The 25405-nt window shown below is 52.9% G+C and carries 23 protein-coding genes; 15 read left to right on the plus strand and 8 right to left on the minus strand.

The features are described from left to right. Window positions 1-565 precede the first annotated feature (565 nt). The 12 genes from NYE69_RS10715 (at window position 566) to NYE69_RS10770 (ending at window position 12018) form a co-directional block, all read left to right on the plus strand. Complete coding sequence (locus NYE69_RS10715; protein ID WP_340926144.1) at window positions 566-1948, plus strand: right-handed parallel beta-helix repeat-containing protein; 1383 nt, start codon at window positions 566-568, stop codon at window positions 1946-1948. Further along, on the plus strand, window positions 1945-2460 hold the full coding sequence (locus tag NYE69_RS10720) for a nitrous oxide reductase accessory protein NosL (protein WP_340926145.1): 516 nt from the start codon (window positions 1945-1947) through the stop codon (window positions 2458-2460). The genes NYE69_RS10715 and NYE69_RS10720 overlap by 4 nt, the downstream gene beginning before the upstream one ends. Before the next feature lie 23 nt (window positions 2461-2483). After that, window positions 2484-3305 carry an ABC transporter permease gene (locus tag NYE69_RS10725; RefSeq protein WP_340926146.1) on the plus strand — a complete coding sequence of 274 codons (822 nt, stop codon included), beginning with the start codon at window positions 2484-2486 and terminating at the stop codon, window positions 3303-3305. Further along, a complete protein-coding gene (locus tag NYE69_RS10730; protein ID WP_340926147.1) occupies window positions 3298-4044 on the plus strand; it encodes an ABC transporter ATP-binding protein in 747 nt (248 codons plus the stop codon). The genes NYE69_RS10725 and NYE69_RS10730 overlap by 8 nt, the downstream gene beginning before the upstream one ends. Then, on the plus strand, window positions 4037-4561 hold the full coding sequence (locus tag NYE69_RS10735; protein WP_340926148.1) for a TlpA family protein disulfide reductase: 525 nt from the start codon (window positions 4037-4039) through the stop codon (window positions 4559-4561). The genes NYE69_RS10730 and NYE69_RS10735 overlap by 8 nt, the downstream gene beginning before the upstream one ends. Before the next feature lie 253 nt (window positions 4562-4814). Further along, complete coding sequence (locus NYE69_RS10740; protein WP_340926149.1) at window positions 4815-6434, plus strand: ABC transporter substrate-binding protein; 1620 nt, start codon at window positions 4815-4817, stop codon at window positions 6432-6434. Next, complete coding sequence (locus NYE69_RS10745) at window positions 6431-7420, plus strand: ABC transporter permease (protein WP_340926150.1); 990 nt, start codon at window positions 6431-6433, stop codon at window positions 7418-7420. The genes NYE69_RS10740 and NYE69_RS10745 overlap by 4 nt, the downstream gene beginning before the upstream one ends. Further along, window positions 7417-8283 carry an ABC transporter permease gene (locus tag NYE69_RS10750; RefSeq protein WP_328271834.1) on the plus strand — a complete coding sequence of 289 codons (867 nt, stop codon included), beginning with the start codon at window positions 7417-7419 and terminating at the stop codon, window positions 8281-8283. The genes NYE69_RS10745 and NYE69_RS10750 overlap by 4 nt, the downstream gene beginning before the upstream one ends. Beyond that, window positions 8283-9035, plus strand: a complete 753-nt coding sequence (locus NYE69_RS10755) for an ABC transporter ATP-binding protein (protein WP_340926151.1) — start codon at window positions 8283-8285, stop codon at window positions 9033-9035. Before NYE69_RS10750 ends, NYE69_RS10755 begins: the two co-directional genes overlap by 1 nt. Window positions 9036-9037: 2 nt before the next feature. Then, on the plus strand, window positions 9038-9829 hold the full coding sequence (locus NYE69_RS10760) for an ABC transporter ATP-binding protein (protein WP_328271832.1): 792 nt from the start codon (window positions 9038-9040) through the stop codon (window positions 9827-9829). Further along, the gene (locus tag NYE69_RS10765; RefSeq protein WP_328271831.1) at window positions 9813-10883 is read left to right on the plus strand and encodes a pyridoxal-phosphate-dependent aminotransferase family protein; all 1071 of its coding nucleotides are present in this window, start codon (window positions 9813-9815) and stop codon (window positions 10881-10883) included. The genes NYE69_RS10760 and NYE69_RS10765 overlap by 17 nt, the downstream gene beginning before the upstream one ends. Beyond that, entirely contained in the window at window positions 10873-12018 is a 1146-nt protein-coding gene (locus NYE69_RS10770; protein WP_340926152.1) for an amidohydrolase family protein, read from the plus strand. Before NYE69_RS10765 ends, NYE69_RS10770 begins: the two co-directional genes overlap by 11 nt. Window positions 12019-12386: 368 nt before the next feature. Here the strand turns inward: NYE69_RS10770 and NYE69_RS10775 are convergent, their stop codons facing one another. Then, window positions 12387-12767, minus strand: coding sequence for a hypothetical protein (locus NYE69_RS10775; RefSeq protein WP_340926153.1), 381 nt, complete (start codon window positions 12765-12767; stop codon window positions 12387-12389). Between the two features lie 685 nt (window positions 12768-13452). On the opposite strand from NYE69_RS10775, the gene NYE69_RS10780 reads away from it, so the two are divergent. Continuing rightward, window positions 13453-14469 (plus strand): hypothetical protein, encoded by a 1017-nt coding sequence (locus tag NYE69_RS10780; RefSeq protein ID WP_328271827.1) that lies wholly within the window; start codon window positions 13453-13455, stop codon window positions 14467-14469. A gap of 71 nt (window positions 14470-14540) precedes the next feature. Here the strand turns inward: NYE69_RS10780 and NYE69_RS10785 are convergent, their stop codons facing one another. From NYE69_RS10785 to NYE69_RS10800, 4 genes are all read right to left on the minus strand, one after another. Further along, complete coding sequence (locus NYE69_RS10785) at window positions 14541-14720, minus strand: YjfB family protein (protein ID WP_036625221.1); 180 nt, start codon at window positions 14718-14720, stop codon at window positions 14541-14543. 392 nt (window positions 14721-15112) lie between these two features. Beyond that, a complete protein-coding gene (locus NYE69_RS10790) occupies window positions 15113-16027 on the minus strand; it encodes a glycine betaine ABC transporter substrate-binding protein (protein ID WP_328271826.1) in 915 nt (304 codons plus the stop codon). Window position 16028: 1 nt separating this feature from the next. Then, window positions 16029-16871: an ABC transporter permease gene (locus tag NYE69_RS10795; protein ID WP_328271825.1), complete on the minus strand. Its 843-nt coding sequence runs from the start codon at window positions 16869-16871 to the stop codon at window positions 16029-16031. Next, window positions 16831-18078, minus strand: coding sequence for a quaternary amine ABC transporter ATP-binding protein (locus tag NYE69_RS10800; protein WP_340926154.1), 1248 nt, complete (start codon window positions 18076-18078; stop codon window positions 16831-16833). The genes NYE69_RS10795 and NYE69_RS10800 overlap by 41 nt, the downstream gene beginning before the upstream one ends. A gap of 338 nt (window positions 18079-18416) precedes the next feature. On the opposite strand from NYE69_RS10800, the gene NYE69_RS10805 reads away from it, so the two are divergent. Next, window positions 18417-18968 carry a GbsR/MarR family transcriptional regulator gene (locus NYE69_RS10805; protein WP_328273599.1) on the plus strand — a complete coding sequence of 184 codons (552 nt, stop codon included), beginning with the start codon at window positions 18417-18419 and terminating at the stop codon, window positions 18966-18968. Window positions 18969-19040: 72 nt separating this feature from the next. Here the strand turns inward: NYE69_RS10805 and NYE69_RS10810 are convergent, their stop codons facing one another. After that, complete coding sequence (locus tag NYE69_RS10810; RefSeq protein ID WP_340926156.1) at window positions 19041-21353, minus strand: alpha/beta hydrolase family protein; 2313 nt, start codon at window positions 21351-21353, stop codon at window positions 19041-19043. A gap of 111 nt (window positions 21354-21464) precedes the next feature. After that, entirely contained in the window at window positions 21465-22820 is a 1356-nt protein-coding gene (locus NYE69_RS10815) for an amino acid permease (RefSeq protein WP_340926157.1), read from the minus strand. Between the two features lie 178 nt (window positions 22821-22998). On the opposite strand from NYE69_RS10815, the gene NYE69_RS10820 reads away from it, so the two are divergent. After that, on the plus strand, window positions 22999-24258 hold the full coding sequence (locus tag NYE69_RS10820; protein WP_340926159.1) for an MDR family MFS transporter: 1260 nt from the start codon (window positions 22999-23001) through the stop codon (window positions 24256-24258). Window positions 24259-24512: 254 nt separating this feature from the next. On the opposite strand, the gene NYE69_RS10825 is transcribed toward NYE69_RS10820, so the two are convergent. Next, window positions 24513-25400, minus strand: coding sequence for an AraC family transcriptional regulator (locus tag NYE69_RS10825; protein ID WP_340926160.1), 888 nt, complete (start codon window positions 25398-25400; stop codon window positions 24513-24515). Between the last annotated feature and the right edge of the window lie 5 nt (window positions 25401-25405).

Genomic DNA, 25405 nt, shown 5'->3' on the forward strand with positions numbered 1-25405 from the left:
GGAACATCAAGACACGAACATCAAGACACGAACACCAAGACACGAGCACCAAGACACGAACCCTTTAGACAGCACCTCACCTGGCGTCGATTTGTGTCACGACTCGAAACGGCTACGGTGCAAAAGGTAGATACGCTGACCCCGCCGGTCGTGACGCTTCCACATCGTTGACGCTTCCTCAACGAAGCAGCCCTGCTGCATCAAGGCTTGTCTGCCGATTTTTGCCGCGAAAGTTGAGTTATAACCTGTGTGAAAAGAACTACACTATATGCCACATCCTTCACGTTGCAGTATAGGGAAGAAGGGAAATCCCACGAAATGCAAAAGTGCAGGCGGTTTTCGGTGACATGGCGGTGACAATGTTGGAATCGAATACGTAAATAGAACGAATGGATTCGCCCGTTCAGATCGATAATCGCCCCAACTAATTGTCATAGAAAAGACATAAAACATCGGGTATTTATGATTATTATCACTCGGATGGGCTATATAAAGAATCAACAGTTATAGCTTATGATGCTATTGGGATATTTTGTGAGGGGAGTGTCCGAATAGGGAGGAAAAGATGAATGTCAAAAGTAAATTCATAATTTTTATTCTGTCCGGCGTCTTTCTGCTAGGTTATCCATTTTGGGAAACGTTCGTTGTACATGCCTCCGGGGGCGATAACGGGCTTTTACATGAATCCGCTCCTTCTCTGCAGGATATCGTTGATCAAGCCAAACCGAGGGACCGCATTGTGTTGCCGGAAGGGAACTACTCGGGGCCGGTCCTTATTAATAAGCCGTTAATCATTCAGGGGTTGGGCAAGGCGACGTTATTAAATGAAGAACCCGAATCGGCGATGACGATACAAGCTGACGGGGTAACGGTTGAGGGACTGCGCATTTTTCAGAAACAAGCCGGGCAAGAGCTGGCGGCTGTCGATGTACGAGGTGACAACGTAACCGTACAAGATTTGCGGATTACCACCCGCGGATTCGGAATTGTCCTGCGCGATTCCAATGACGGCGTGGTCACAGGCAACTTCATTTCTTGGGACAGAAGCTTGGGGGCCGCCAAGATGGGGCAAAAAGGCAATGGGATCGATCTGTACAATGCGGATAATACCGTCATTGATCAAAATAAAATCGTGAATATGAGAGACGGTGTATATCTGGAGGACAGCAAGAACTTGGACATCACGGGCAACCAAATTTTCGGCTCACGCTACGGTATTCATTGCATGTATATCGATGGAACGAAAATCGTCGGAAATCGGGGTGAATTTAACATCACCGGGGCCATGATTATGGGGGTTAGAGATGTGCTGGTCTCGGGCAACTCCTTCGCTAAACAAAGCAATAACGTCAATTCGCAAGGCATTTTGCTTTATGATGTGCAAACGTCCCTGGTTGAGAAGAATGTGGTGGACGGAAACCGGGTAGGATTGTATCTTGAGCAGTCCAGCCGGAATGAGATAAGAAACAATTCGATATACCGGAATTTCGTAGGTATCCAGTTTGTGGATGCGGAAAACAACCTCATTCATGAAAACGATTTTGTGGCTAATGTGATCGAAGCGGAAGCGGCGGACAGCCAAATAAACCAAGTGGAACGGAATTTCTGGGATTCGTCCCGTGTCTTGGACTTGAACAATGACGGGATTAGCGAAATCGCCTATTCGATCAATCCGTTTTACCGGGAGTTAACCGCTAAAGATTCCGCCTTTCAGCTTTTTTTTCAATCGCCCGGGATCAGCTTTTTAAGCGGCATGTATGAGAATGATCGGACCAGCTGGACTACGGACAGTTCACCGCGCATGAATCTGAATACGCCGGTGATCACCGGGGATTCATCAGCGGAGGGGGAATATATTTCGGGCAAAAGCTTCATGCTCATCGTGGCTTCTTTGCTGTTTTTCACATCGGTAATAACCATAATCTATGCGGGGGTAAACAAATCATGAAAAAGGGATTCACTGCTTTAAGTTTAATTTTGATCGCTATGCTAGCGCTGGCCGGCTGCGGAAAGAAGGCGTACACGGCGCAGCCCGTCAATGAGGATGTCGATGTTTGCGTCATTTGCAACATGCAGGTCAAGGACGATGCCTATGCCACCCAGATCGTGACGAAGGAAGGCAAGAGTTTGAAATTCGATGACATTGGATGTATGAATGAATGGAAAAAGCAAAACGGTACGGACGATATCGGAATGGACTTTGTACGCGATTACAACGATAAAGCATGGATCGAGTTCGCCAAGGCGACATACGTCTATGATCCTTCGATCCGCACGCCCATGGCTTACGGGATCATTAGCTTTAAAGACAAGGCATCCGCGGAGGAATTTATCAAGGAGCAGGGCGTGGGACAATTGTTAAGCGCGGCGGATTTGAATAATCACACCTGGGAGCAAAGCAAAGGAATGATGGACATGGACATGCATATGCACAGCGAAGGGGAAGCCCATGGTCATTAATTTTAAAAGATGAGGTTATAGCCATGTCAGATATGCTGCAGGTTGCGAAGAAAGAAATCAAGGTTGGACTGCGAAACCCGTGGGCTTACTCATTTTTAGCTTTATTCTCCGTGTTTAGCCTTTGTTTGCTGCTGGTAAATTCGCAAAATGAGATTAGCGGGTATTCCGGGGTAACCGGCTCGATGTTAAGTTTAATATTGTACTTGCTCCCATTGATGGCGCTTTTTCTAGGGTCGTTTTCATTAACCGCGGAAAAAGAAGAAGGCAGCTGGCAGCTGTTATCGACATTTCCTTTGGGAACCATCCCGTTTTTGCTTGGGAAATACTTTGGTTTATCCATCGTCGTGTTGACCATTATTTCATTTGGCTATGGCTTAATGGGCCTGGTCACCGCGCTTTTTGGGATCGTTTTTGAAGTAAATACGTATGTGCTCTTTTTTCTGTTTTCATGCGGGCTGGTGCTGCTTTTTCTAACGCTGGCGTTATTGATCGGGTCATTATCCAAAAATCGCTGGCAGGCCATGACCATTTCGGTGATGATCTGGTTTTTTGCGGTGATTGGCTGGCCGACGATATTAATCGCTGTCCTTGGATTCCTGCCGTATTTATGGATAAAACCGCTGCTCGTGTTTCTGACGTTTTTGAACCCGGCGGAATTTGTCAGGCTGTTTGTGGTGATTAAGCTTGGAGGCGGTTCCGTGCTCGGGCCGGAATATTACCAATGGGTAAGCTGGATTCAACGTCCTGGCGGCAGTCTGATGTTTTTGGTCTTGTTTGTGGTCTGGCTGGTCATCTCCTTGACGGTTGTCTGCTGGATTTGGGAAAGGGGGAGACGGCGTGGCTGAAGCTTTTGTGATAGCCGAGAGTGTAAACAAAACGATCAAAGGGCAAAGGATCGTCCGGGATGTTTCTTTCCGGCTTGAACCCGGCAGTATCGTCGGATTATGCGGCGGCAACGGGGCGGGAAAAAGTACGGTGCTGCGTATGGTCGCGGGGATCCTTCAACCCACCTCGGGAGAAATTTACGTCAACCGGCTGCAGTGGAAACAAGACAGAAAGAAATTCGCCGGACAGATAAGTTATATGCCCGATGATTTTCAGTTTCCGCAGGGAATGACGGCGGAAGAAATATTAGCTTTTTGGGCTGCGTTGCGCAAGGTGCCCGGGCAAAGCGTGCAGGAAGTATTAAGCCTTGTTGGATTGGAAGAAAAGAAAAACAAACTGGTCAGCACCTTTTCAAAAGGGATGCGGCAGCGCGTTCTTTTTGCCCAGGCGATGCTGTCGAAACCTCCTTTGGTCATCATGGATGAGCCGACCAATGGCCTGGATCCTTACTGGATGAAACAGTTTGTAAGCCTGGTGAAAGCCGTAAAGCTCGAAGGCCAAACGGTTCTCTTCTCGACCCACCAATTGGATATTGCCGAAGAGTTGGCGGACTACGTCATCTTTCTGAACTCGGGACGCATTTGCGGCGAAGGCTCCGTGCGGCAGTTTCGTGAGATATACGGCTCTTTTCCGCTCCATAAAGCTTTTCAGCATAGTTTGGATGCGGATGCGCCGCAGGGCGGGATAGAGGATGAATAGAACGTTAACCTATTTGATCGTATTTTTATGCGCCGGTGCCGTACTTTGGGTTGCCCTGTCCAATCGTCATAGCAGCGAGGCTCATCAGGGCCATGAGAGACTGAGGATCGGCAGCACCGCTCCCGTATTCCAGGCGGTAAATACTTACGGCGAGAAGCTGTCGCTTGACGAATATCGCGGCAAAGTTATCGTACTTAATTTTTGGGCGTCCTGGTGCGGACCTTGCGTTAAGGAAATGCCGCTCATTCATCGTATTTCCCGAAACAACGCCCCGGATGCCGTAACCTTGTTTGTGAATGTGGGGGAGTCGAAAGGGACCGTAAATGAATTTTTGTCCGATCATCAATTGGATTTCCCCGTCATTATCGACGCAACCGGCAAAATATCGGGATTGTACAAGGTTACCGCCCTGCCGACTACATATGTGATCGATCAAGCGGGGAACATCGCCCACCCGATCATCGGGGAAATCAGCAGCGAGGAGCAGCTTCAAACTTATATCGATTCCGTCAATTAAACGTACAGCGAGGATCCCGAGATTCTCGGGGCCGTATTTTTTTTCTTAAAGCTTTTGTTGTCTCCGAAAAAGTGTTGAATTGTATAAATAAGTAAAACCGAATGTCGCTAAAACAAATTCATTTCCTGCAATGGAAAAAATAAACTAAACCCGCATCCTTATCGTGATTTTTTGTTTGACAGATATGGAGCTGAGGTTCATAATACTATTCATACTAAATTAATGGGAATTATAAGTTAAGGAGGGGGCAGCTGTGTTAAAGTACAAAGCATCTTTAAAGAAATCATTAGGGTTAGGCTTGTCGGCCATTTTATTATTGGTATGGGTCGCCGGATGCTCCGGAGCTAAAAATGCTGCGGATCAAAATAATGGAGCACAGCAAAACACCAATCAAAGCGCGGATCAAAGCGCAAATTCGAAAGAGCCCGCGGCGGGAGGAACCTTCGTCTATGGACGGCCTGCATCGGTCACCTCCTTTGATCTGCATAATCAGATTACGGCGAACAATGCTTTTGCCATTGACAAAGTATTCGAACCCTTGGTTTCGTTCGACAGCAACGGCAAAATTATCGATTGGCTGGCAAAGTCCCATAACGTTAGTGATGATGGATTGACCTATACGTTTGTGCTGCGCGACGGCTTGAAATTCTCCAACGGCACGGATGTAACGGCGGAGGATGCTGTATTTTCGCTGAAACGGCATTTGGAGGTTGGCGGTCCGCTTGCGATCGCGGCCAAGGTGGATTCCGTTAAAGCGCAGGATGATTACACGCTGGTTATTACGCTTAAGGAGCCGTACACCCCGTTTATTTCGGAGCTGTCCAATTTCTCCAACGGGATCATTCCGAACAATTTCGGCGGCGTTTCCGAGGAAGAATTTTTCAAAAAACCGGTAGGCACGGGACCGTTCGTTGTTGAAAAGTGGGATCCGGCAGGCGATGTAACCTTTACGAAAAATCCCTACTATTGGCAGGAAGGCAAGCCTTATATTGATAAGCTTGTCTACAAGCTGATTCAAGATGACAGTCAGGCGATCAACCAGCTTAAGGCGGGGGAAGTGGACGCGATCGAGTCCCTGGCGCTGCAAAATGCGAATGAGATCAAGCAAGGCCCCGACACCACCGTATTAACCAATGGCAGCTGGGTGACGGAGCAGCTGTTCTTCAACACGCTGGATGAGCATTTTTCCGATGTCCACGTTCGCCGCGCATTGGCTTTGGCCCTTGATCGGGATGGTTTGACCAATGCGCTTACTTTCGGATATGCGAACCGCGCGGATTCCTTGCTGCCGACGGCGATTCCTTATAACGCCAACGATACGATCAAACCGTTGAATTTCGATTTAGCAGCCGCCAAGGCGGAGCTGGCCAAATCGGCTTTCCCTAACGGTTTCACAACCAAACTCCTGGTGGCGTCAGGCAACAGCACAAGAGCGCAGGAAGCGCAAATTATCCAGGCGGCCGGCAAGGAAATCGGGATTAACATCGAGATTGAGTCCATTGAGTTGGCGACCTTCCGCGAGCGGTTTTTCGCTTATGATTTCTCGGCCATGCTGAACAGCGGGCAAGCCGATTCGCCCGACGCGAATTCGATTATTGCGTTCCAAACCGATCCGGAGGGCTTCAGCAAATCCTACTGGACGCATTATACAAACGATGAAGTAACCAAGCTTCTGCATGAAGGCCAAACAACGCCGGATGGGGAAGGCCGTGCCGAGGTCTACTCCAAACTGCTGCAAACGCTGGCGGATGAAGTACCGTATATTCCGCTTTATTATCCGGATATTCTGAAAGGCGTCCGTTCTTCCGTGGAGGGGCTTGTGGTTTTGCCTAATGGAAGCCTCCGCTTTGAAGATGTGCGTATCCAAAAATGATGAAACGGAGCAAAACGTTAAATCCGGCGGCGGGCGCCCCGTCCTCGTACAGGTGGCTGGGGGCTGCTGCCGTAAGAGCCATCGCCGTGATCTTCTGTGTGATGACCGCCGTTTTTTTCCTGATCAGAATCGTGCCCGGGGACCCGGCGAAAATGATCCTGGGAGAGTACAGTACGCCTGAGGCCATCGAGAGTATGCATCATACTCTCGGGCTGGACCTCCCCGTGTGGGAACAGTTCGCCCGGTTTGTGAAGACGCTCTTCACCCAAGGAGACACCGGCAATTCCATCATTGCCGGCACTCCTACAAGGGAGCTGATTGCCGAGCGGGCGCCGATTACTTTGCTTCTGATCGGGATGGCTTGTTTTGCGGCGATCGTGATCGCCCTTTTGCTGGCCGTGCTTGCCGCTACACAGAAGGATAAACTGCCGGATCATTTGATCCGTATTTTTCCTACGGTAACCTTGGGTATGCCAATCTTTTGGGTTGGCTTACTTTTGATTCTGGCTTTCAGCGTTCGGCTGGGCTGGTTCCCGGTAGGCGGGGTGCGCGAAGGCTGGATCGGGACATTGCACAGCCTTGCGCTTCCGGCGATTACGGTCGCGTTTTCGCAGATCCCCACCCTTGTCCGGTCGTTAAGAGTGCAGATGCTTGAAGTGCTGGAAGCGGATTTTGTCGTCACCTTGAAAGCCGCGGGAATACCAAGCAGAGTCGTTTTGTTCAAGCATGTGGTGCGGAATGCGGCCCTGCCGACGCTGATGCTGCTTGGCGTAAATATTTCGTATCTGATCGGCGGCACGCTGGTCGTGGAGCAGGTGTTCGGCATCAAGGGGATCGGCAGCCTGCTGTTCACTTCCATTTCCAATCGGGATTTCCCGGTCATTCAAGGCATCGCGCTTTATTGTGCGGTCGGTGTCGTGATGATCAGTCTTCTGGTTGAAATCATCTCCTGGTGGCTTGATCCCAGAACGAAAGGAAAACAATGAGACCTATAACCATAAACCCCGAATTGCAGGAAGGCGGTAAAAGAGCGGGCGTCTTCGCCCGGATCCGGCGTACTCCTTCGCTTCTGGCGGGAAGTGTGATGCTGGCGGTGCTTGCCCTGCTGGCGGTGTTCATTCCGTTTATTAGTCCCTATGATCCTTCCGGGCAAAATTTGAGCGCTTTTTTGCAGCCTCCGTCGGCCGCGCATTGGCTGGGGACGGACCAATTGGGCCGTGATTTGTTTACGAGGCTGATTTATGCGGCGCGGACGGATTTGACCATTATGGTTCTGGCTGAAATCATTCCGTTTTGCACCGGTGTCTTTCTCGGCATGGTCGCGGGGTATTACGGAAAATGGGTGGATACCGTCATTTCGCTGATTACCGATACATTTATCGCTTTTCCGTTCTATTTGATGGTGATTATCGTCGCTTTTGCCAGCGGTGCCGGCCAGCGCGGGATTTATATCACCTTTATCCTGGTCGGCTGGATAGTATTCGCCCGGGTAACCAGGGGACTGACCGCTTCGTTTCGCCGGCAGGAATGGGTAGCGTCCGCGCAAACCTTGGGATTGCCCGGTGTAAAAATCATTTTGCGTCATATCTTGCCCAATGTGCTCCCCCAAGCGATCGTCGTCCTCATGACGGATATGGTGGGGCTGCTTGTTGCCATTGTGACGCTCGGGTATCTGGGCATCGGCATCACCCCGCCAACCCCGGATTGGGGGACGATGATTTCCGACGGCCAGCCGTTCATCACCACAGCCTGGTGGCTCTCGGCGGTTCCGGGCCTTGCGGTAGTGTATACGGGAATCGCACTGTCTCTTGTGGGAGATGGATTGGCCGACATATGGAGGAAAAAATAATGTCAACAACTCCGATCCTTGAAATAGAGTCACTGTCCCTAGCGTCCAAAACAAACCCCAAATTGGTCGATAACGTCAGCTTTTCGTTGAGCAAGGGAGAAACGTTGGGGCTAGTAGGGGAATCAGGCTCCGGAAAATCGCTTACGCTCCGCGCGATTCTGGGACTGCTTCCGCGCGGTGTCGAGCAGGCCGGCGGGGTCATTAAGCGCGAGGCCGGTAGCGCGATGGTTTTTCAGGACCCCAGAGGGGCGCTGGACCCGCTTTGTCCGGTTGTACAGCAGCTGACGGAAGTCGTGTATTACCGGCAGCGATTGAGCCGCAAAGCTTCCCGTAGAGCAGCGCTGGAGCTGCTTGAAATGCTGGGTCTGCCGGATTCCTTGAAGAAATCCGACCGCTATCCGAGCCAGCTGTCGGGCGGCCAGTGTCAACGCGTCGTCATCGCCATCGCCCTGGCGTGCAAACCGGGGATTCTGCTCTGTGACGAACCTACAACCGCGCTCGACGTAACCGTGCAGCGGCAAATCATCGAAACGATTTCGGCTTTGCAGCAGGAGCTGGGTTTTGCCATGGTGTTTGTTACGCATAATTTGGCCATTGCGGCGGCGTTGTGCTCCAAGCTGTGCGTCATGAAGGAAGGAAAAATTGTGGAGCAGGGAGAGGCGCGTAATCTTTTGCAAACCCCTCAAGACCCTTATACCCAAATGCTGATGAACTCGGTGCTTCCTGTACCTGACCTTGAAGGGAGCGTTTGAAGATGGAATTAGCCCTGCAAGTCAAAAATATCAAGGTGCGTTACGGCGGATTTACGGCGCTGGACGGCATCGATTTGAGTGTGCCGATGCATACCACGCTTGGGCTTGTCGGAGAGTCGGGCTCGGGAAAATCCACGCTGGCGCGGGTGATTGCCGGGCTCATTGTGCCTGACGAGGGGCAGATTGTGCTGGAGTCGGAGCCTTTGAAGAAAAAGAGGAGCCGCGAGCAGCGCAAAAAGATCCAGATGATCTTTCAGAATCCCGATGCGTCGCTGAATCCCAAGCATTCGATCCGGCAGATTTTGTCCGAGGCGTTATTGTTTCATCGGATTGTGGACCGCGCTCAAGTCGAGCAACGCTGCAAGGAGCTGCTGGCCCGCGTGCACATTGCCGACAGCGCCTTGGACCGGTTTCCCCATGAATTCTCCGGGGGCCAGCGGCAGCGGATCGCCATTGCCCGCGCACTAAGCGTGGAACCAAGCATTTTGATCGCGGATGAACCGACGAGCGCTTTGGATGTTTCCGTCCAACGGAGCGTGCTTGACCTGTTTAACGCGCTTAAGGCCGAGCTTGACCTTACGATGCTGTTCATTTCCCATGATTTAGGGGTTATCCATGAAATCAGCGATACGGTGGCGGTAATGAAGCAGGGAAGGCTGGTGGAGATCAATGCCAAGGAGCGGTTTTTCGCCAGTCCTGAAACGGCGTATAGCCGCGAGCTGTTGTCCGCTGTTCCGAGAATGCCGAAACTAAATACCACAGGAGGTTTGCCTGAGCATGAGCCGAGAACCTAAAGGATACGTACCGCTTTCACGCTCCGAGTATGACACGCTTAAACATCAGCTTTCCAAATTGTTGTTTACAGAGCACGCTCCGGTCATCATCCCCGGGGAGGCGATCCTGGGCATTGAGGCGGTGGCCGCCGGGATTTCCGCGCCAGGCCGGACGATTTTGAATGTCGTGACCGGTCCTTACGGAAGTCTGTTCGGCAAGTGGCTGGAACGCGGCGGGGCCACCGTCGCCCAAGTTGCCGTCCCCTTTGATGAGGTGGTTACTGCCGAAGCGATATTGGCGGCGATTGAAAAGCATAAGCCGTGCGCGCTCTCTTTTGTGCAGGCTGAAGTAGTGACGGGCGGATCCAATCCGGCTCGTGAAATATTGAAAATCGCGCGCGACTTCGATCTCATCACGGTGATGGATTCCGTGTCGGCGGTGGGAGGAGAAGCCCTGCCGGTGGATGAATGGGGCGTGGATTTCGCAGCGATCGGCGCGCAAAAAGCGTTGGCCGGTCCGAATGGCGTCAGCGCCGTAAGCGTTTCGCCGCGCGGCTGGGAATTCCTTGAATCGAACCCGCATGCCCCGCGCAATTCGATCCTGTCCCTGCTGGATTTGAAGCCGGACGGGAATGGTACGGCACCGGTGCGGGTTCCGCCCAACATTCCGGCTTTGGAAGCCAGGGCTTTGATCTCCGCCTTGACGCTTGTGGAAGAGGAGGGATTGGAGCGGGTGATCCGGCGTCATGAATTGGCCGCAGCCTCCGCGATTGCGGGAATAAGAGCCCTGGGGCTTGTGCCTTGGCAGAAGGACAGCCGGTTTTATTCTACGCTCACGACAACGGTGCGGATTTCCGGGAAACCGGGTTTGCTGATCGATCAGCCCGTGGGCATCGTCGCTCCCGGAGATGGAGAATTGTTTGGGCAACTGCTGCGGATCAACCATTTTGGAGCGAACGCCTGCCGGCCAAGCGTAGAAGAGGCTATCAGGACGCTCGCCCGGTTGTTAGGCCAAGAGCCGGAACACGCCATCGCGGCCGTTTCGCAGGTTTGGGGGGATGAACTTGATCGATAAAAGCTCCCGCCGCCAACCGCAAATCTTGAATCAAGTCTATATAGCGGGGATTGCCGGTAAACGTTTTGATATCACAATCCAGGACGGCCGCTTTGCCTCGATCGTCGAAACCGGCCCGCGTCGTGCCGAGGCGGAGTCCCCGGGCCAGGATCTATGGATAAGCCCCGGGGTCATCGATTTGCACACCCATCTGGCCTGGACCGATTTTGACCATGCCGATCAATTGAAGCGAGACCCGCATGAGATTGAAGTGATGCAAGCGGAGGCTTTTGCAGCCACCCTTCGTACCGGGGTGACGACAGCGAGGGATGCCGGCGGCATCCGGCCCGGCACCGTACGGCATATCGTGCAGCACTATGGCCATCCTTTAAGGGTGCACGTCTGCAGCGATATGCTTGGGGCCGCCGATGCCCGCCGCGGCCTGGGGCACCTGGAGCAGCGGCTGCAGCAGATTTTTGACACCGGCGCGGGCTGGATCAAGATTATGGCCACAGGCGGCCTTGGGGCGCCAACGGAAAAGGTGCTCGATCCGATTTTTTCGGAAGAAGAATTCGCCTTCATCGTTCGCCATGCGCAAGCTCATCACAAACAAGTTTTGGTTCATACCTGGGGCGGAGTGACCATAGACTGGTCTATTGCTGCGGGGGTGGAATCTATAGAGCACGGCATGTTTTTGGCGGAGGATCAGGCCGGCCGGCTTGCCGCGTCCGGGGTCGCTTTTGTCCCCACGACATCGATTTACCGCATTGCCGCCGACCCCAAAGGTGTGTTGGCTTTGAACCAGACGATCTGCGACCGCGCAGCCCGGGCGGCTGAAGCCCATCCCAAGGCGATCGCATACGCCCAAAGGGCAGGAGTCCGGATCGGTTTCGGAACGGATTACGCCACCCCTCTGCTTCACGGGCACAATCTTCAGGAATTGGATACTTTGACGGAATACGGATTGTCTTGGTCAGATGCGTGGCAGGCCGCCACAACAACCGCCGCCGAGATTCTCGGCAGCGGCCGCGAATTGGGAAGGATCGCGGAAGGTTACCTGGCGGATGCGATCCTCTTCAACGCCGATCCTTATCAGGCGCGGAATGCGGAGCAGCTGCGGAAGACCATTGTTTCCGTAATAACCGGCGCCGCTTAACTGCAGCTTTCCGGTCTGAACGAGCGGCGGCCCGGAATTAACGGGGTATAAAAGGGCTCAACCTAAAAATCGGGGGCTTGAAAGCGGGCTATCGGAACAAAACAACCGTCGGTCTTCAAAATAGCGGCACTTTATGTACTTATTATCCGGAGCCAGGCCTGTCCATCCCCAATAGCGGCATTTTTGGTGCTTATTTTCCTATGAAGGGCCCTGAACGCGGGCATTCCTAGGCGACTCGAGAAAATAGCGGCATAAATCGCCGCTATTTCTCTCAAATGGACGGATATCACCGGAATAGCGGCGTTTTTTGTCCTTATGTTTCTCGCCGGAACAAAGGACCGCCAGAGCAATTTCCCTGGCGGTTCGCATTACCGTTTTTTTAATTTTTCGACTTTCATTTCGAGATCGGCGATCCGATGGTTAAGGAACCGGACATCCCCCCGAAGTTCGGACTCGTTTTCGTCCAGCTTTTGCTCAATCCGGACCAGATCGCCGTGCATATGATTCACGTCCATGCTTAACGCTTCAAGCTTGGCGTCGGTTTCTTCCTGCCGGTCGCGAATCGCGCTAGTGATTAGCCGCAGCTCTTCTTGTCCTGTCTTCAGCAGTTGGATTTCATCCTTTACCGAACGGATTTCATCCTTCACTGAACGAATGTCATTCTTTACCGAACGAATGTCATCCTTTACCGGCTGTAAGGACTCGTTTATGACGAATTGTAGCATTTCTTTTAGCTCCGCGTTGCTCATTTTACAAAACTCCTCATCGGTTGAGGGATTTGCTTAATAACCCAATTATACTTTTCCTTCGGCCCTTTGAAAATAAAATTAGGACAAAACGGCTCAAAACCGAGATCAGTGCTTGACAAAATAAATTATGATAGCGTTCGTGTCCTGGTATCCTTGCCTGCTGCTTTGCACGATTATCCCTCTTGTTCAGGGGGAGAGGGGGGCTAATCACGGCCCTTTCCTTTTTCCCGGTGTCTTGCTTCATTCCTCCCGTCAGGCCTGCTTCACTTCTCCTAAACCTCCTTCACACAAACCTGTCTAACGATCTCGAACAGGTCTGCTGCTCCCAAACCTATTATGTTCTTCTAAATTTCTCTTCCTCTCTGCTTCCGGATCAAACGGGATAATCGTGCAAAGCGTCCGGACAGCGGATATTGATCTGCCGATATTTCTTGCCACGATCGGTTACCGGTCCTCCCTGTCAAGCGCTGATTATTAGGTTGAGCCTTAAGAGTTATATCAAACTAGCTAACCTCGGATCTTCTTAATCTTTAGATAGTATACGTACAGCCGGAAAATGCTGTCCTAGTCATTACCATTAGCAGATTAATAAAAGGCTTTTTTAGCGAATTGGCAACATTCTCCTCACTTCATACGTTATATAAATGGATGACTCACATTTAGCACAGGAGGGAATTTAAGGAGTATGAAGAAATGGAGATCAATCGCAGCAACCGCCGCAGCACTGTCGCTTATGTTTACCGCGGTCCCGATCCACGCCGAGGAACAGTTGTCCCAATCGATGGAGCAAAACGGGCAAACCGCGCCGAACATCGATCAGGCCGTCTCGGATAAACTTACGGATGCGCTGAACAAGCTGGCTCCGAATTCGAAAATTACGTTTACCAGCGTAGACGAAAATCTTTGGGTCTTTGAGGGGACGCTGAGCGGGAAGACCGAAGCGAGCTTCAGCCAACTCTACAACCCCGAGAAAAACCGGGTGGAGTCCACGTCGATTATTTATAAGGCCGACGATATGGATAAAGTGATGGACAAAACTTTGAGTTCTCGTGTAACGTCCTTTCTGAAAACTTTTGACACCGACAAAAAATTCAAACCCGAAGCGCTCTGGCGGTCCTACTCCCCGTACCAAGAGGATAAACAGCTGCGCAATTACTGGGTATTTTTCGGCAATGCCCAAAACCTGTACATCGACTTGGACAATAACAATGCCATTAAAGCAAGTATTTCCTACTCTTTGAAGAGCGCCAATGCGCAGTTGAACAACAAAGCTTCCCGCGCCCTGAAAGCGCTGGGGATCAGCTCCACCAAACCTTTCAACTTCGTCACTCGCGAGAAGGAAGGGGATAAGAAGTTCATATGGAATTATCAGGACGACAACGATTTTAACCATGTTCTGATCGGGGCGAAGACCGGCAAAGTTTGGGAAGTTCTGAATATCACGGGAGAGGATTGGACCGACGAGAAGGATTTTGCCAAATCGTTTGCCAAACCGAAGCTGAGCAAGGCTAAAGCCCTGTCCGTGGCCAAACCGGCGGTTCAATCCATCTTTTCGATCAATCTGAAAGGCTACTCGGTAACGATCAAAGCTAACGAATATACGTTTACCAAAAAAGGAGCTCCCACGCTGGTCGGCAAAATCAACAAAAAAGGCAAATTTTATTCGTGGCAGCAAATCCCGGCGAACGGCGTTATGTCCTAAGCGGAAAATTTGCGGCAATGATTTAAAAACCGTCCGACTTCATCATCGGACGGTTTTTTGCGGTTACGATTCTATACTCTAATATCCAAATGTTTGCCCAGGTTGGGATCCAGTTGGCTTTGCTCCAACATTTTCACCAGGTTCTGGCCTTGGATTTCGGCCTGGTTTTTGGCCATGCTCAGCACTTGGATGCCGACGGCTTGGGACAGTTTGGCTTGGCTCATAGCGGTTGACGCTGCTGCGATATCCATCTTCTCACCTCCTACCCGGTTTTATCGGCATCTATAAACCAATCGATTAGCTTTGGAATTGGCTATTTATAATTTAAGAGGAAGTTCAAAAAGTCATCTTTTGATCACGAAGCAGGTCAAGAAGCGGATTCGACATCGAATCTTGAATTCAGCCGGGCCTTCCGGTGCTCACGTACCCAAAACGTACGCTCCGCTCCTCAGTCTTTAGCTTCATCCAACCTTCTTGGTGCTGAAAAGCCGACTTTTTGAACACGTAATTTAAGGTAATTTTCAGCTTTCCGTAAGGTTCCTTTAAGCAAGGAATGCTATATTTTATATACTCCCTCTTCTTAATTGATATATATGAAGAAGCCGTCCCGAATAGGGGCGGCTTCTTCTTTTAAGGATCATGTTTATTTCAGATCTTCAATCGAATTGATATCGACGTAGCTTGGAACGACAAGCCCCGTTTTTACACCCGTCATGTTCGGGCCAAGGTCTTCCAACTGATCGCCGTACTTATCCCAGTAGTCCGCGTGGGTCAGCGGCAGCCAAGCGGCCGCGGTCGCATCCACGTCGCCCCCGGCAACCCCGGTCCACATCGGTCCCGCTTCGACCTGCAGCGCTTCTACCTTATAGCCAAGCTTGTTCTCAAGGATGTATTTCAGCAAATTCGTGCTGGCGATTTCCGAATCCCAAGCGACGTAACTCAATTTGAGCTTATCGCCGTTCACCGGCGTCAAGCCCTGGGTCCAACTGTTCACGCGGTCCTCGTGGCTGTCGGCCCAAGCTTTGGCCGCTGCGGCCGGGTCCTGGCCGTCCTGGATCGCCGTCATCATGTCGCCCATTTCGTCCGAAGTCCATTCGAAACGGTCCAGGAATTCATAGGCGGTCGGCTGATCCTCTTTCAGGCCTTTGCGCGCCAGGGTGTGGATTTCTTCGGCTTCCCCGTACACTTTTTTCGGATCATCCAAATATTTCAGATCGTATTTGGCAAACATCCAGTGGGGCGTCCAGCCCGTAATGATAATCGGTTTTTCGGCTTTAACCGCTTTGTCCAGCATCGCGGTCATCGCCGCGCCGGAGCCTTCGATCAGCTTCCAATCGCTAAGTCCGTATTGTTCGATTGCGCTGGCCGTCGCTTTCATGATGCCCGCGCCGGGATCGATACCGATGATTTCGTAGTTCACTTGTTTGCCGATGGAGCCGGCCGCCGCGTTTCCGCCGGCATTGCTTCCGGCACCGGTGCCGCCCGTTTGACCGCAGGCGGACAGCAGCAGCGTTCCGGCCAATCCTACCAGCATCATCAGGTTCCTCGTTTTTTTCATCTTAATCTCCCCTTTTTTTGGATTTCAACAAATTTTGCGTAAAGCGGTCCAGCACGATCGCGAGTACGACGACGGCCAGACCGGCCTCGAAGCCTTGACCGATTTTAAGCTGGGTCACGGCCCGGTAAACGGTGGCCCCGATTCCCTGCGCGCCGATCATGGACGCGATGACGACCATGGACAGCGACAGCATGATCGTTTGGTTCACCCCGGCCATCAGCGTCGGCATCGCCAAAGGCAGCTCGACCTTAAACAACTTCTGCCAGGACGTGGAGCCGAAAGCGTTGGCCGCTTCGGTTAATTCGCCGGATACCTGCTTGATGCCCAGATAGGTTAGCCGAATCGTCGGCGGGATCGCAAAAATGACCGAGGCGATGACGCCGGGAACGACCCCCAGACTGAAAAAGGTAACGGCCGGCAGCAAATACACGAACGCCGGCATCGTCTGCATGAAATCAAGCAGCGGTGCGATGATCCGGTGGGTAACTTTGCTGTAGGCGCTCCAAATCCCGATCGGAATCCCCAGCAGGATCGAAATCAGCCCCGACGTGATGACAAGGCCAAGCGTGTTCATCGTTTCTTGCCAATAACCGAGGTTATCGATCAGCAGAAAACCGATCACCGTAAACAAGGCAAGCTTCCATTTGCCGACCAAATAAGCGAGAATGCCGATGATGGCGATAAACAGAAGCGGGTGAGGCAGCAAAAACAAACCGGCAAAGAAATTCACGATCGATTCGATCACCAGGGACAAGCCGTCGAAAAATCCTCCCAAATACGTGCTCATCCAATCGACGATCGACTCAATCCAGTCGGCTAGCGGCAACTTCGGAATCGAGTTCATGACCGGTCACCTCCTTCGTCTCATGATGAGTTTCTCCGGCAAGCGCGCCGAGCACGGCTCCCCGCACGATAACGCCAAGCAGGCGTTCCTGTTCGTCCACGACCGCCAGCGGCACTTTGGACGAGCTAGTGACCTCGAACAAATCGCTCAGCACGGTATCCGGCATAACCCGCGGACCGTCCTGAATCAGGATGTCGCTGAGCGAAGCTCCGGTTTTCGCCGCGGACGAGGCGTCCTCGGCGGTAATGACGCCGAGCAGGCGCTTGCTGCGGTCGATGACAAACAGGTTGGAGATTCCCCGTTCGCGCATCAGCTCCAGGGCCACCCGCGGCCCGCGGTCCGGGTAGATCGTCTCCGGACGCCGCATCACGCGCGCGGCGGTCAGCACTTTAGACAGATCGACGTCTTCGATGAACCGCTCGACGTAGCGGTCGGCCGGGTTCGTCAGCATTTCCTCCGGCGTTCCGATCTGCACCAGCGCGCCGTCCTTCATGAGCGCAATCCGGTCGCCGATGCGCAGCGCTTCGTCAAGATCATGCGTAATAAAGACGATCGTTTTCTTCATTTTTTCCTGCAGTTCAAGCAGTTCGTCCTGCATGTCGCGGCGAATCAGCGGATCCAGCGCGCTGAACGCCTCGTCCATCAGCAATATTTCCGGGTCGTTGGCCAGCGCTCTGGCCAGACCGACCCGCTGCTGCATCCCGCCGCTAAGCTGCTCGGGATATTGATTTTCCCAGCCCTTCAGCCCGACGAGCTCCAGCGCCCGCAGCGCTTTTTCTTTACGTTCGCGTTTGTTTACTTTTTGAACTTCAAGCCCGTATTCCACGTTTTGCAGCACCGTGCGGTGCGGGAATAAGGCGAATTTCTGGAACACCATGCCGATCGATTTTCTCCGCACTTCGCGAAGCTGCGATTTGTTCATTTTCAGCAGGTCCTGCCCGTGCAGCAGGATTTTGCCTGCCGTAGGTTCGATGAGCCGGTTCAGCATCCGGACAAGCGTCGATTTGCCGCTGCCGGACAGGCCCATGATGACGAAAATTTCCCCTTCGCGGATATCCAGGCTTACCTGGCCGACGCCAATCGTAATGCCCTTCTCTTTAAGCAGGCGTTCTTTCGTATAACCTTGCTTCAGCAAAGGTATGCCCTGCTCCGCGTGAGGGCCAAACAATTTGCTTACTTCATGGACACGCAATATTTCCTTACTCATATATTCACTCCTCTTCTTAGCAACTTTGCCCTCCGATGCCTGACTTCGCTGCAGCAAAAAGCTCGGCGAAGCGGCAGCATCGCATCAACCTATGTATAACAGTGTAACAGGTACAACGAACTAATATCAAAGCTTAAATCCGTACGTAAGGAACGTACAGAAAAAACTGAACGTAACGAATCTACAGATAACTCCCGTATGCTCCCATATCCTGCCGAAGTCGCTGCTTTACTTTTAGGCAGGCTTTTCTTAAGATAGAATAAGCGTTAGACTACGCAGTGTTAAAATGGCGCCAACACCATAGAATCATGGTTCGCAATGAATAGGAGGTTGCAAGCATGAGCTTGGACCAGCTCACGGAGGAACAGCATGCGTCATTAATGAAGGTACGCAAGCGTGTTATAGAAGCGATTGGCAGAAATATGGACTTATATGGCATTTCTCTCTCTACGGGCCATTTGTACGGGCTGCTTTTTTTTGCGGATAAGCCGATGACCCTGGATGAGATGGGCGTCGAAATGAGTATGAGCAAGACCAGCATGAGCACGGGCGTGCGAACGCTGCTTGATCTCAAAATGGTGAATAAAGTATGGGAGAAAGGCTCGCGCAAGGACCTATATGAAGTCGAATACGATTGGTATCAGACGTTTACGGATTTTTTCGCCATCAAATGGAGAAAAGCCGTGGAAGGCAACATTCTGGTGCTGCGCCGTTCCCTGGAAGAATTGAACCGCTGCCTGGCGAGCGAGCCGGAAGGACCGCTTCGCAAGGTGCTGGAGGAAGATGCTCGCAAAATGAGGGAAGCGGTAAAATATTACGAGTGGCTGGACCGCCTGATCGACGCCATGGAAAGCGGGGACATCTACCAGCTCGTACCTAAACCTGAATAATACGCGCTTTATTGTAAAAAAACGCTTATTCCCGGATCCGGCCTGAAGGTTGGCCGAAGGGAATAAGCGTTTTTAATATACCCCGATGTTGTCCAGCATGATTTTGGCCGGGCCGCCATTCAAGCGGAAGGCCAGGCGGGCAATTCCCGCCGACGGGTCAAAGCCCGGTTTCGCCGCGGCGAAGGCCGCTAACGGCAGGCGGCAGGTTTGGAATACCGCTTCGGTCGGATGCTTGTATTTGCCTTCCGACAGGTTCCGTTCCAGCCACGGATGAATCGTGAAAGTGGTCTCCGGAAGCGGAGCCCTGTCCATAAATGCGGATAATGGCAGGACGGCGGTTGTGCCATGGCCGTCGGTCAGCTCTACGCTGATCTCCGGAGAAGCGGCCGCATCGGCAGCCCCCGAATCGTTTGGTTCAAGTTTATGGTTTAAGTCCGCCAACGAAAAGGACAACCATTCGGGAGCGGACCCGCCCGCCGCGGGGACGGGGGCGCCTTGCTCCCATTGCAGAGCGTAAACGGAGCCGGCGCCGCTCCTTGCCGCGCTTTCGCTGCGCTCCAGCACGATGCCGCGGGTCGGTTTGCTGACGTTGTGCCGGTTTTTGGCGTTTTGCTCCGTCCAGATGAGACCGCTGGCCTCCGCTTTTCCGCCGCCGGGAATCGATGCCCTGTTTGTGTCCTCGTCAAAGCGGGCCCATGGGATAAATGATCCGCTCTCAAACCGGTTATAATAGTCCGTATCCGGCAGCCACGACATTCCGGCGCGATAGTCCTGGAACAGGGCAAGGTATGACTCTTGCTCCTGTTGTTCCTGCTCCTGCCGCTGCAGCGTTTCCTCCAAAAATGCGGAAATGTACACCTTGGCGATTTCCCGCTGCTCGTCGGGAGCCAGCATGCCGCTTCGGCTAAGCAGGATGCCTTTCGGATAACTGACATCGCTTGCGCCCCAGCTGCTGTTAAACTGGCTGTGGTTGGCGTCGGCGATATAGAGCGAAGCTTTGAATTTATCCGACCCGCGGGAAAACGTGGTCCTCATATACTGGCGGTCGCCGTCGAAATCGTTGACATCGCCGTCCCGAGCGCCCTGCAGCGTCAAGTAGCTGACGTCCCGCAGCCTGGTGTATTTGTTGTCCACCTTTTTGTCGGTGGGGGCAATGGCAACCGCTGCTTGAATCCGGAACGAGTCCAGGCTTTGCAGCGACGCGTCGGAACCGAACCAATTCCGGTAATCGGCGGCCATGGCGGCCGCTTGCCCTCCGCGCGAATGGCCGATCAGGGCGATTTGCCCGAAGTCGATTTTCCGGTAAAGCGGATTATCCGGCTCGCCGGCAAACTCTCCGATTTGCTGCAAATGCTTCAGCAGCATCCAGGCGCGCACCTTCATGTCATTGTCGGGAATCCCCGACCATGCCGAATAGTTCAAAAAGTTTTCGTCCACCGAAACGGCCACATATCCCCGGCTGGCCAAAAGCTCGCCCAAATAAGCGTATCCCCCGTCGGAAAAGTCCTCCATCAAATGGTTGCCGTGAACGATCAGAACGAGCGGATAGGGCCCGGCGTACTCTGAATTTCCTTTGCCCGCATCCGGCATCCATACCCGGCCGTTGACGGGCAGCGCGCGCTGGTCATAACCCCAAAACCAGGTGCGCAGCCTCGGCCAGTTTTTAATGTAAGCGGAGGCGTCAACGGATGCGGACCGCAGATCCGTCTCTTTCCCGAATTCCAGCTGCCAGCGGTCTTGACCGCTCCCATAATATAATGTAGAAACTCGATAAGATCCCGGATTGGCCGGATTATCGGCCGGTTCGAAAGCGCCGGAAGCGGAAAGGGAAACCGGCATGAGATCGGTTTGCGGCGAAACCTCCGGCCAGACGGCGGCGGTGAGCCCAAACAGCGCAAACGCCGCAAGCAGGCCGGTTTTGGCGCGAAGCGGGACACGCAGGCGGACGATCCATGCGGTAATCAAGCCGGCGATGGCTCCGGCCAGCGTCGCCGCGCCGGATATTACCGCCGCAGCGGCAAGAGGCACATCATTATAATAGAAAATGAAAAAAATGACGATCAGATCATACAACACGGTTCCCGCAAACAGGCGGGGGACCGGTATTCCGATCAGCGCCAGCAGGGCCGCGGCCGCGTGCGCGGCGGCGAACATTCCCATCGTCCCCGTCAATACGAACAACAGCATGTCGAAGGCGGACCCGAGGCCTGTAGGCATGCCCAAAGCCAGCAGCATAAAAGCGAACATACCCGCGCCCCATGGACCGGCTGCGGCAAAACGCCAATAGGCGGTATCGTATCGGTAAGCGCCTTGAATCCGGCGGATCAGCCGGTAACGCAGCATCGGTTTCTGCAGAACAAGTTCGGTTAGTACCTGAAGTTCCATAATTCCCCCAAACCCGGTTTAGACTTCTGCCGTTATTGTAACATGCCGGGCATGGACGGAGGAACAGGGGCAAACTGCCTTTCGCTTAGGTTCGCAGGTTAACGGCGTTTTCTAGCGGCCGCCGCCGGCGCCGGAGCGAAACCGCACCGCCGACCAGACGATCAGCAGGATCAGCACGGCGAGACAGACCGATATGCTGATCCGGTTTTGCGCATCAAACAAAAACATCAAGGCGATGACCGATAAGCAGATAATCGTTAAGATCGTAATATACGGATACCCCCAGACTTTAAAGCCCGGCGTTCCCGGATAGGATTTGCGCAGCTTAAGCTGGGACAAGCAGATCGTAATCCAAACGAGCACCACGACGAAACCCGGCACGGCCATCAGCAGGCGAAATAAGCCGGCTTGATTCAAATAGGCGACCAGCGAACCGAGGATCAGCACGCTGCCGCAGAGCTTCAGGCTGTTGACCGGAACCCCTTTGGCCGAAATTCGGGCGAGAAAAGACGGAGCTTCGCCGCCCGCCGCCATGGAGTGGAGCATGCGGGTAGCGCCGTAAATGCCGGAATTGGCGGCCGACAAAACGGCCGTAATCAGGATGAAATTCATCAGGTGCGCCGAGCCCTGCAAACCGGCGGACGCCAGCACCTGGACGAACGGGCTGGTCTGTTCGTTCAGGCTGTTCCACGGAACCAGCCCGCAGATGATGAGAATCGGCAGCGTATAAAACAGGACGACGCGCAAAATAAAGCTTTTGACGACCCGGGGCAGCACCTTTTCGGCATCTTGCGCTTCCGATAACGTCAGCCCGATCAGCTCGGAGCCGCCGTAAGAGAACATGACGACCAGCAGGGCCGAGAAAATCGCGGTCCAGCCGTGAGGGAAAAAGCCGCCGTAAGCGGTGTAGTTGTACGGGAACGGCGCCCCGGCCCCGGGAATCCAGCCGAACAGGATGGCCGCGCCCAGCACGATGAACACCACGATCATGGCGATTTTGATGCCGGCGAGCCAAAATTCGAATTCCCCGTATCCGCCGACGCTCATCGTGTTGACGGCCAGGATGAAGGCCGCGCTGGCCAGGCTCAAAACCCAGAGCGGCACGCCCGGGAGCCAAAACTGCAGGAAGCTGCCGGCGGCGATGACCTCGATGACGCAGACGGCCAGCCACATAAAGCAATACAGCCAGCCGATGATAAAAGATACCCGTTCCCCGAACGCTTGGCGAATGAAGTCTTTCATATTCCGGCCCGGATAAACGGTGGCCATTTCGGCGATCGCCCCCATCACGACAAGCAGCAGCAAGCCGGCGAAAACGTAGGAAAAAATGACGCCTGGACCGGCCAGGCTTACCGTTTCCGCGCTGCCTTTGAAAATGCCGGTGCCGATCACGCCGCCCATCGCCATAAAACTGATATGGCGCGGCAGCAATTTTTTTTGCAAAGTGGTGTGGTTGTTGGATTTCATAACGCTAAAGGCCCCCTGAAAAGGATGTTGGTCGTAAATGGATATTTACTAATCTTACTGCAAATCGGCGGAGATAGGAAATGACAAACCTCGTCTTTTGTCTTGACAAATATTTTACAGCCGGGGTTTAATAGGTAAATAGTTTTCGCATAAATGTGAACAAAGAAAGGCGAACTCCATGAATACGCATCTCAAAAACATTCATCCTTTATCCTGGACTATTATTGTTGGCACAATCTTTGGCCGGATGGCCACATCCATGAGCATTCCGTTCTTATCCATTTATTTGATCAAATCGATGGGCGCGACCGCCTCGGAAACCGGGATCGTCGTCGCCGTCAGTTCGCTGATCGGCGTGTTCGCCAGCTTTTACGGAGGATACATCTCGGACGTCATCGGACGAAAAAGAGTGCTGTATATATCCATTTTCGGCTGGGCGCTCGTGTTCGTCGGCTTTGCTTTGGCGGACAAGGTATGGGTATTTTTCGTCATGAACGCGCTCAACGGGCTGTGCCGGGCGATGTTCGAGCCGACCTCGCGGGCGCTGCTGGCCGACATTACGACGCAGGAGAGCAAGATACTCGTATTTAATCTTCGTTACGCGGCGATCAATCTGGGCGTGGTCATCGGGCCGATTCTCGGCATGCAGCTCGGCGCTTCGGAATCGGGCATCGCTTTTTATTTTGCCGGCCTCGTCTATTTCCTGTACGGCATCGTGCTGCTGATCCAGTTCATGGCCCATAAAAATATCGGTACCGCCGAACGGGGCGCCGGCGAGCGCCTGACATTAAAAGGGGCCCTGCAGGTGACCGGCCGGGATCGGACGTTTGTGTACGTGCTGATCGGGATGATCTTTTGCGTGCTGGGCTACGGCCATTTCGACTCCACGTTGGCGCAGTATATGGAAATGAGCCCGGATATCGAAAACGGGGCCAAGTGGTTCAGCTATATGCTGTCGCTCAACGCGATCGTCGTATTGGCCGTGCAGTTTCCGCTCGTCCGGTTGGCCAGCCGTTTTTCGCCGATCGTCCCGATCATCGCCGGCAATTTGTTCGTTTCTTGCAGTTTGCTTCTGTTCGGATCGTTCCATACGATTTGGGCGTTTATCCTCGGGGTCGTTATCTTTACGATCGGGGAAGTGCTGATGTTTACGATGACGGATGTGCTGGTCGACCAGATCGCCAAGCCGGAGCTGCGCGGCACTTATTTCGGCGTTTTCGGGTTCAACAACCTGGGGAACACGCTGGCCCCGCTGCTCGGCGGATTTTTGCTGGATTCGCTGGGCGCCGGGGCGGCGCTGCCCATTTTCGCGATCCTTGCCTTGACGACCGCCTGCGGCGTGCCGTTTCTGCTGTTGGCCAACCGCCATTCGGGGGACGGAAGGCCGGCCAAAACGGCCAAGGCGGCCGAAGCTGCCGAGGCTGTGGCGCAAAGCTAAGACGGCGCTGGCCCGGCCCAATTGGCTAAGTAGTTCCGTTGCTATACAAGTTGAACTGAAGAAATGAGGGAGTTAGACAAAAGTGTGAAACGATTCTGAAGAAACGGCAGTGGTCGCCTTTGTGAGCGGATTTCTACAATATTTGAATTTAATTGATCACAGAAATCCGCGAACAACAGCGATCGTAAGAACATTTCACACGGCTGCCCTATCACGTACAATTAATAGTTCAACATTTAGTTGGCTGCGTTTGACTAAGTTATGCCCCGGTGCCTTTTGTAATACTGCGTTGGCGAGACGCCGGCGTATTTTTTGAACAGCTTGCTGAAATGATACGGATCGTCCAGCCCCGTCAAATACCCGATTTCGCCGAAGCTGAGATGGGTCGCCTCGATCAGTTCCTTGGCATGGTTAATGCGGATCAGGTTCACGTAGCGCATGATGCTGTGCCCGGTGAACTTGCTGAAGACCCGGTTGATATAGTCGTAGTTGCAGTCGAATTCCTGCTCGATGTCCGAGCTGGTTATTTTGCCGGCATAGTTTTGATGGATATAATCGAGCAGGGCATGCACTTTGATGAACGATTTGGAGTTGTTTCTAGGGTCCGCCTGCAGCGCGTTCATAAAATGCTCCCGGGACACCTCGATCAGCCATTCGGTCAGCTTCAGCGCGGTCAGCCCCCGGTTGAAATATTTGCGTCTGTACAGCTGCAGCATGTCGTTCATCGCATGAAAGGACAGCGGCTGGCTGTTTTTGGACAAGGTGTAGGCTTTGGGAAAATAACAAAGCGGGCTGCCCGGCCCCGATTGCTCGGCGCCTTCCTCCACGATCAAATGCCGGGCCAGCGTGAGCAGATCGGGAATCTCGACGGACTTCATGTCCGGATGCTCAAAATGAATGTAATAATAGTCGCAGGCGTGTTTTTCGATCCCCTCGTGCTCCAAGTCCGGTTCAAGGATGAACACATCCCCTTTTTTCAATATATATGGAACCCCGTTCTCCCGGATATGCAATTCCCCGCTTTTAATAAAGTACAAAATATGCTCATTGATCGTTCTTTTAAAATGAATCCACGGATTCGGGTAAGAAACGAACCCCATCAGTTTGATTTTGGGCATCACCTCGATGTTGATGGCAAGCATACGGA

The organism is Paenibacillus sp. FSL R5-0527, from assembly GCF_038008055.1.
Taxonomy (GTDB): domain Bacteria; phylum Bacillota; class Bacilli; order Paenibacillales; family Paenibacillaceae; genus Fontibacillus; species Fontibacillus macerans.

Coding starts and splice junctions, on each gene's coding strand:
- NYE69_RS10715 (WP_340926144.1), top strand. CDS start 566: ATGAATGTCAAAAGTAAATTCATAATTTTTATTCTGTCCGGCGTCTTT.
- NYE69_RS10720 (WP_340926145.1), top strand. CDS start 1,945: ATGAAAAAGGGATTCACTGCTTTAAGTTTAATTTTGATCGCTATGCTA.
- NYE69_RS10725 (WP_340926146.1), top strand. CDS start 2,484: ATGTCAGATATGCTGCAGGTTGCGAAGAAAGAAATCAAGGTTGGACTG.
- NYE69_RS10735 (WP_340926148.1), top strand. CDS start 4,037: ATGAATAGAACGTTAACCTATTTGATCGTATTTTTATGCGCCGGTGCC.
- NYE69_RS10745 (WP_340926150.1), top strand. CDS start 6,431: ATGATGAAACGGAGCAAAACGTTAAATCCGGCGGCGGGCGCCCCGTCC.
- NYE69_RS10750 (WP_328271834.1), top strand. CDS start 7,417: ATGAGACCTATAACCATAAACCCCGAATTGCAGGAAGGCGGTAAAAGA.
- NYE69_RS10755 (WP_340926151.1), top strand. CDS start 8,283: ATGTCAACAACTCCGATCCTTGAAATAGAGTCACTGTCCCTAGCGTCC.
- NYE69_RS10760 (WP_328271832.1), top strand. CDS start 9,038: ATGGAATTAGCCCTGCAAGTCAAAAATATCAAGGTGCGTTACGGCGGA.
- NYE69_RS10765 (WP_328271831.1), top strand. CDS start 9,813: ATGAGCCGAGAACCTAAAGGATACGTACCGCTTTCACGCTCCGAGTAT.
- NYE69_RS10775 (WP_340926153.1), bottom strand. CDS start 12,767: ATGAGCAACGCGGAGCTAAAAGAAATGCTACAATTCGTCATAAACGAG.
- NYE69_RS10780 (WP_328271827.1), top strand. CDS start 13,453: ATGAAGAAATGGAGATCAATCGCAGCAACCGCCGCAGCACTGTCGCTT.
- NYE69_RS10785 (WP_036625221.1), bottom strand. CDS start 14,720: ATGGATATCGCAGCAGCGTCAACCGCTATGAGCCAAGCCAAACTGTCC.
- NYE69_RS10790 (WP_328271826.1), bottom strand. CDS start 16,027: ATGAAAAAAACGAGGAACCTGATGATGCTGGTAGGATTGGCCGGAACG.
- NYE69_RS10795 (WP_328271825.1), bottom strand. CDS start 16,871: ATGAACTCGATTCCGAAGTTGCCGCTAGCCGACTGGATTGAGTCGATC.
- NYE69_RS10800 (WP_340926154.1), bottom strand. CDS start 18,078: ATGAGTAAGGAAATATTGCGTGTCCATGAAGTAAGCAAATTGTTTGGC.
- NYE69_RS10805 (WP_328273599.1), top strand. CDS start 18,417: ATGAGCTTGGACCAGCTCACGGAGGAACAGCATGCGTCATTAATGAAG.
- NYE69_RS10810 (WP_340926156.1), bottom strand. CDS start 21,353: ATGGAACTTCAGGTACTAACCGAACTTGTTCTGCAGAAACCGATGCTG.
- NYE69_RS10815 (WP_340926157.1), bottom strand. CDS start 22,820: ATGAAATCCAACAACCACACCACTTTGCAAAAAAAATTGCTGCCGCGC.
- NYE69_RS10820 (WP_340926159.1), top strand. CDS start 22,999: ATGAATACGCATCTCAAAAACATTCATCCTTTATCCTGGACTATTATT.
- NYE69_RS10825 (WP_340926160.1), bottom strand. CDS start 25,400: ATGCTTGCCATCAACATCGAGGTGATGCCCAAAATCAAACTGATGGGG.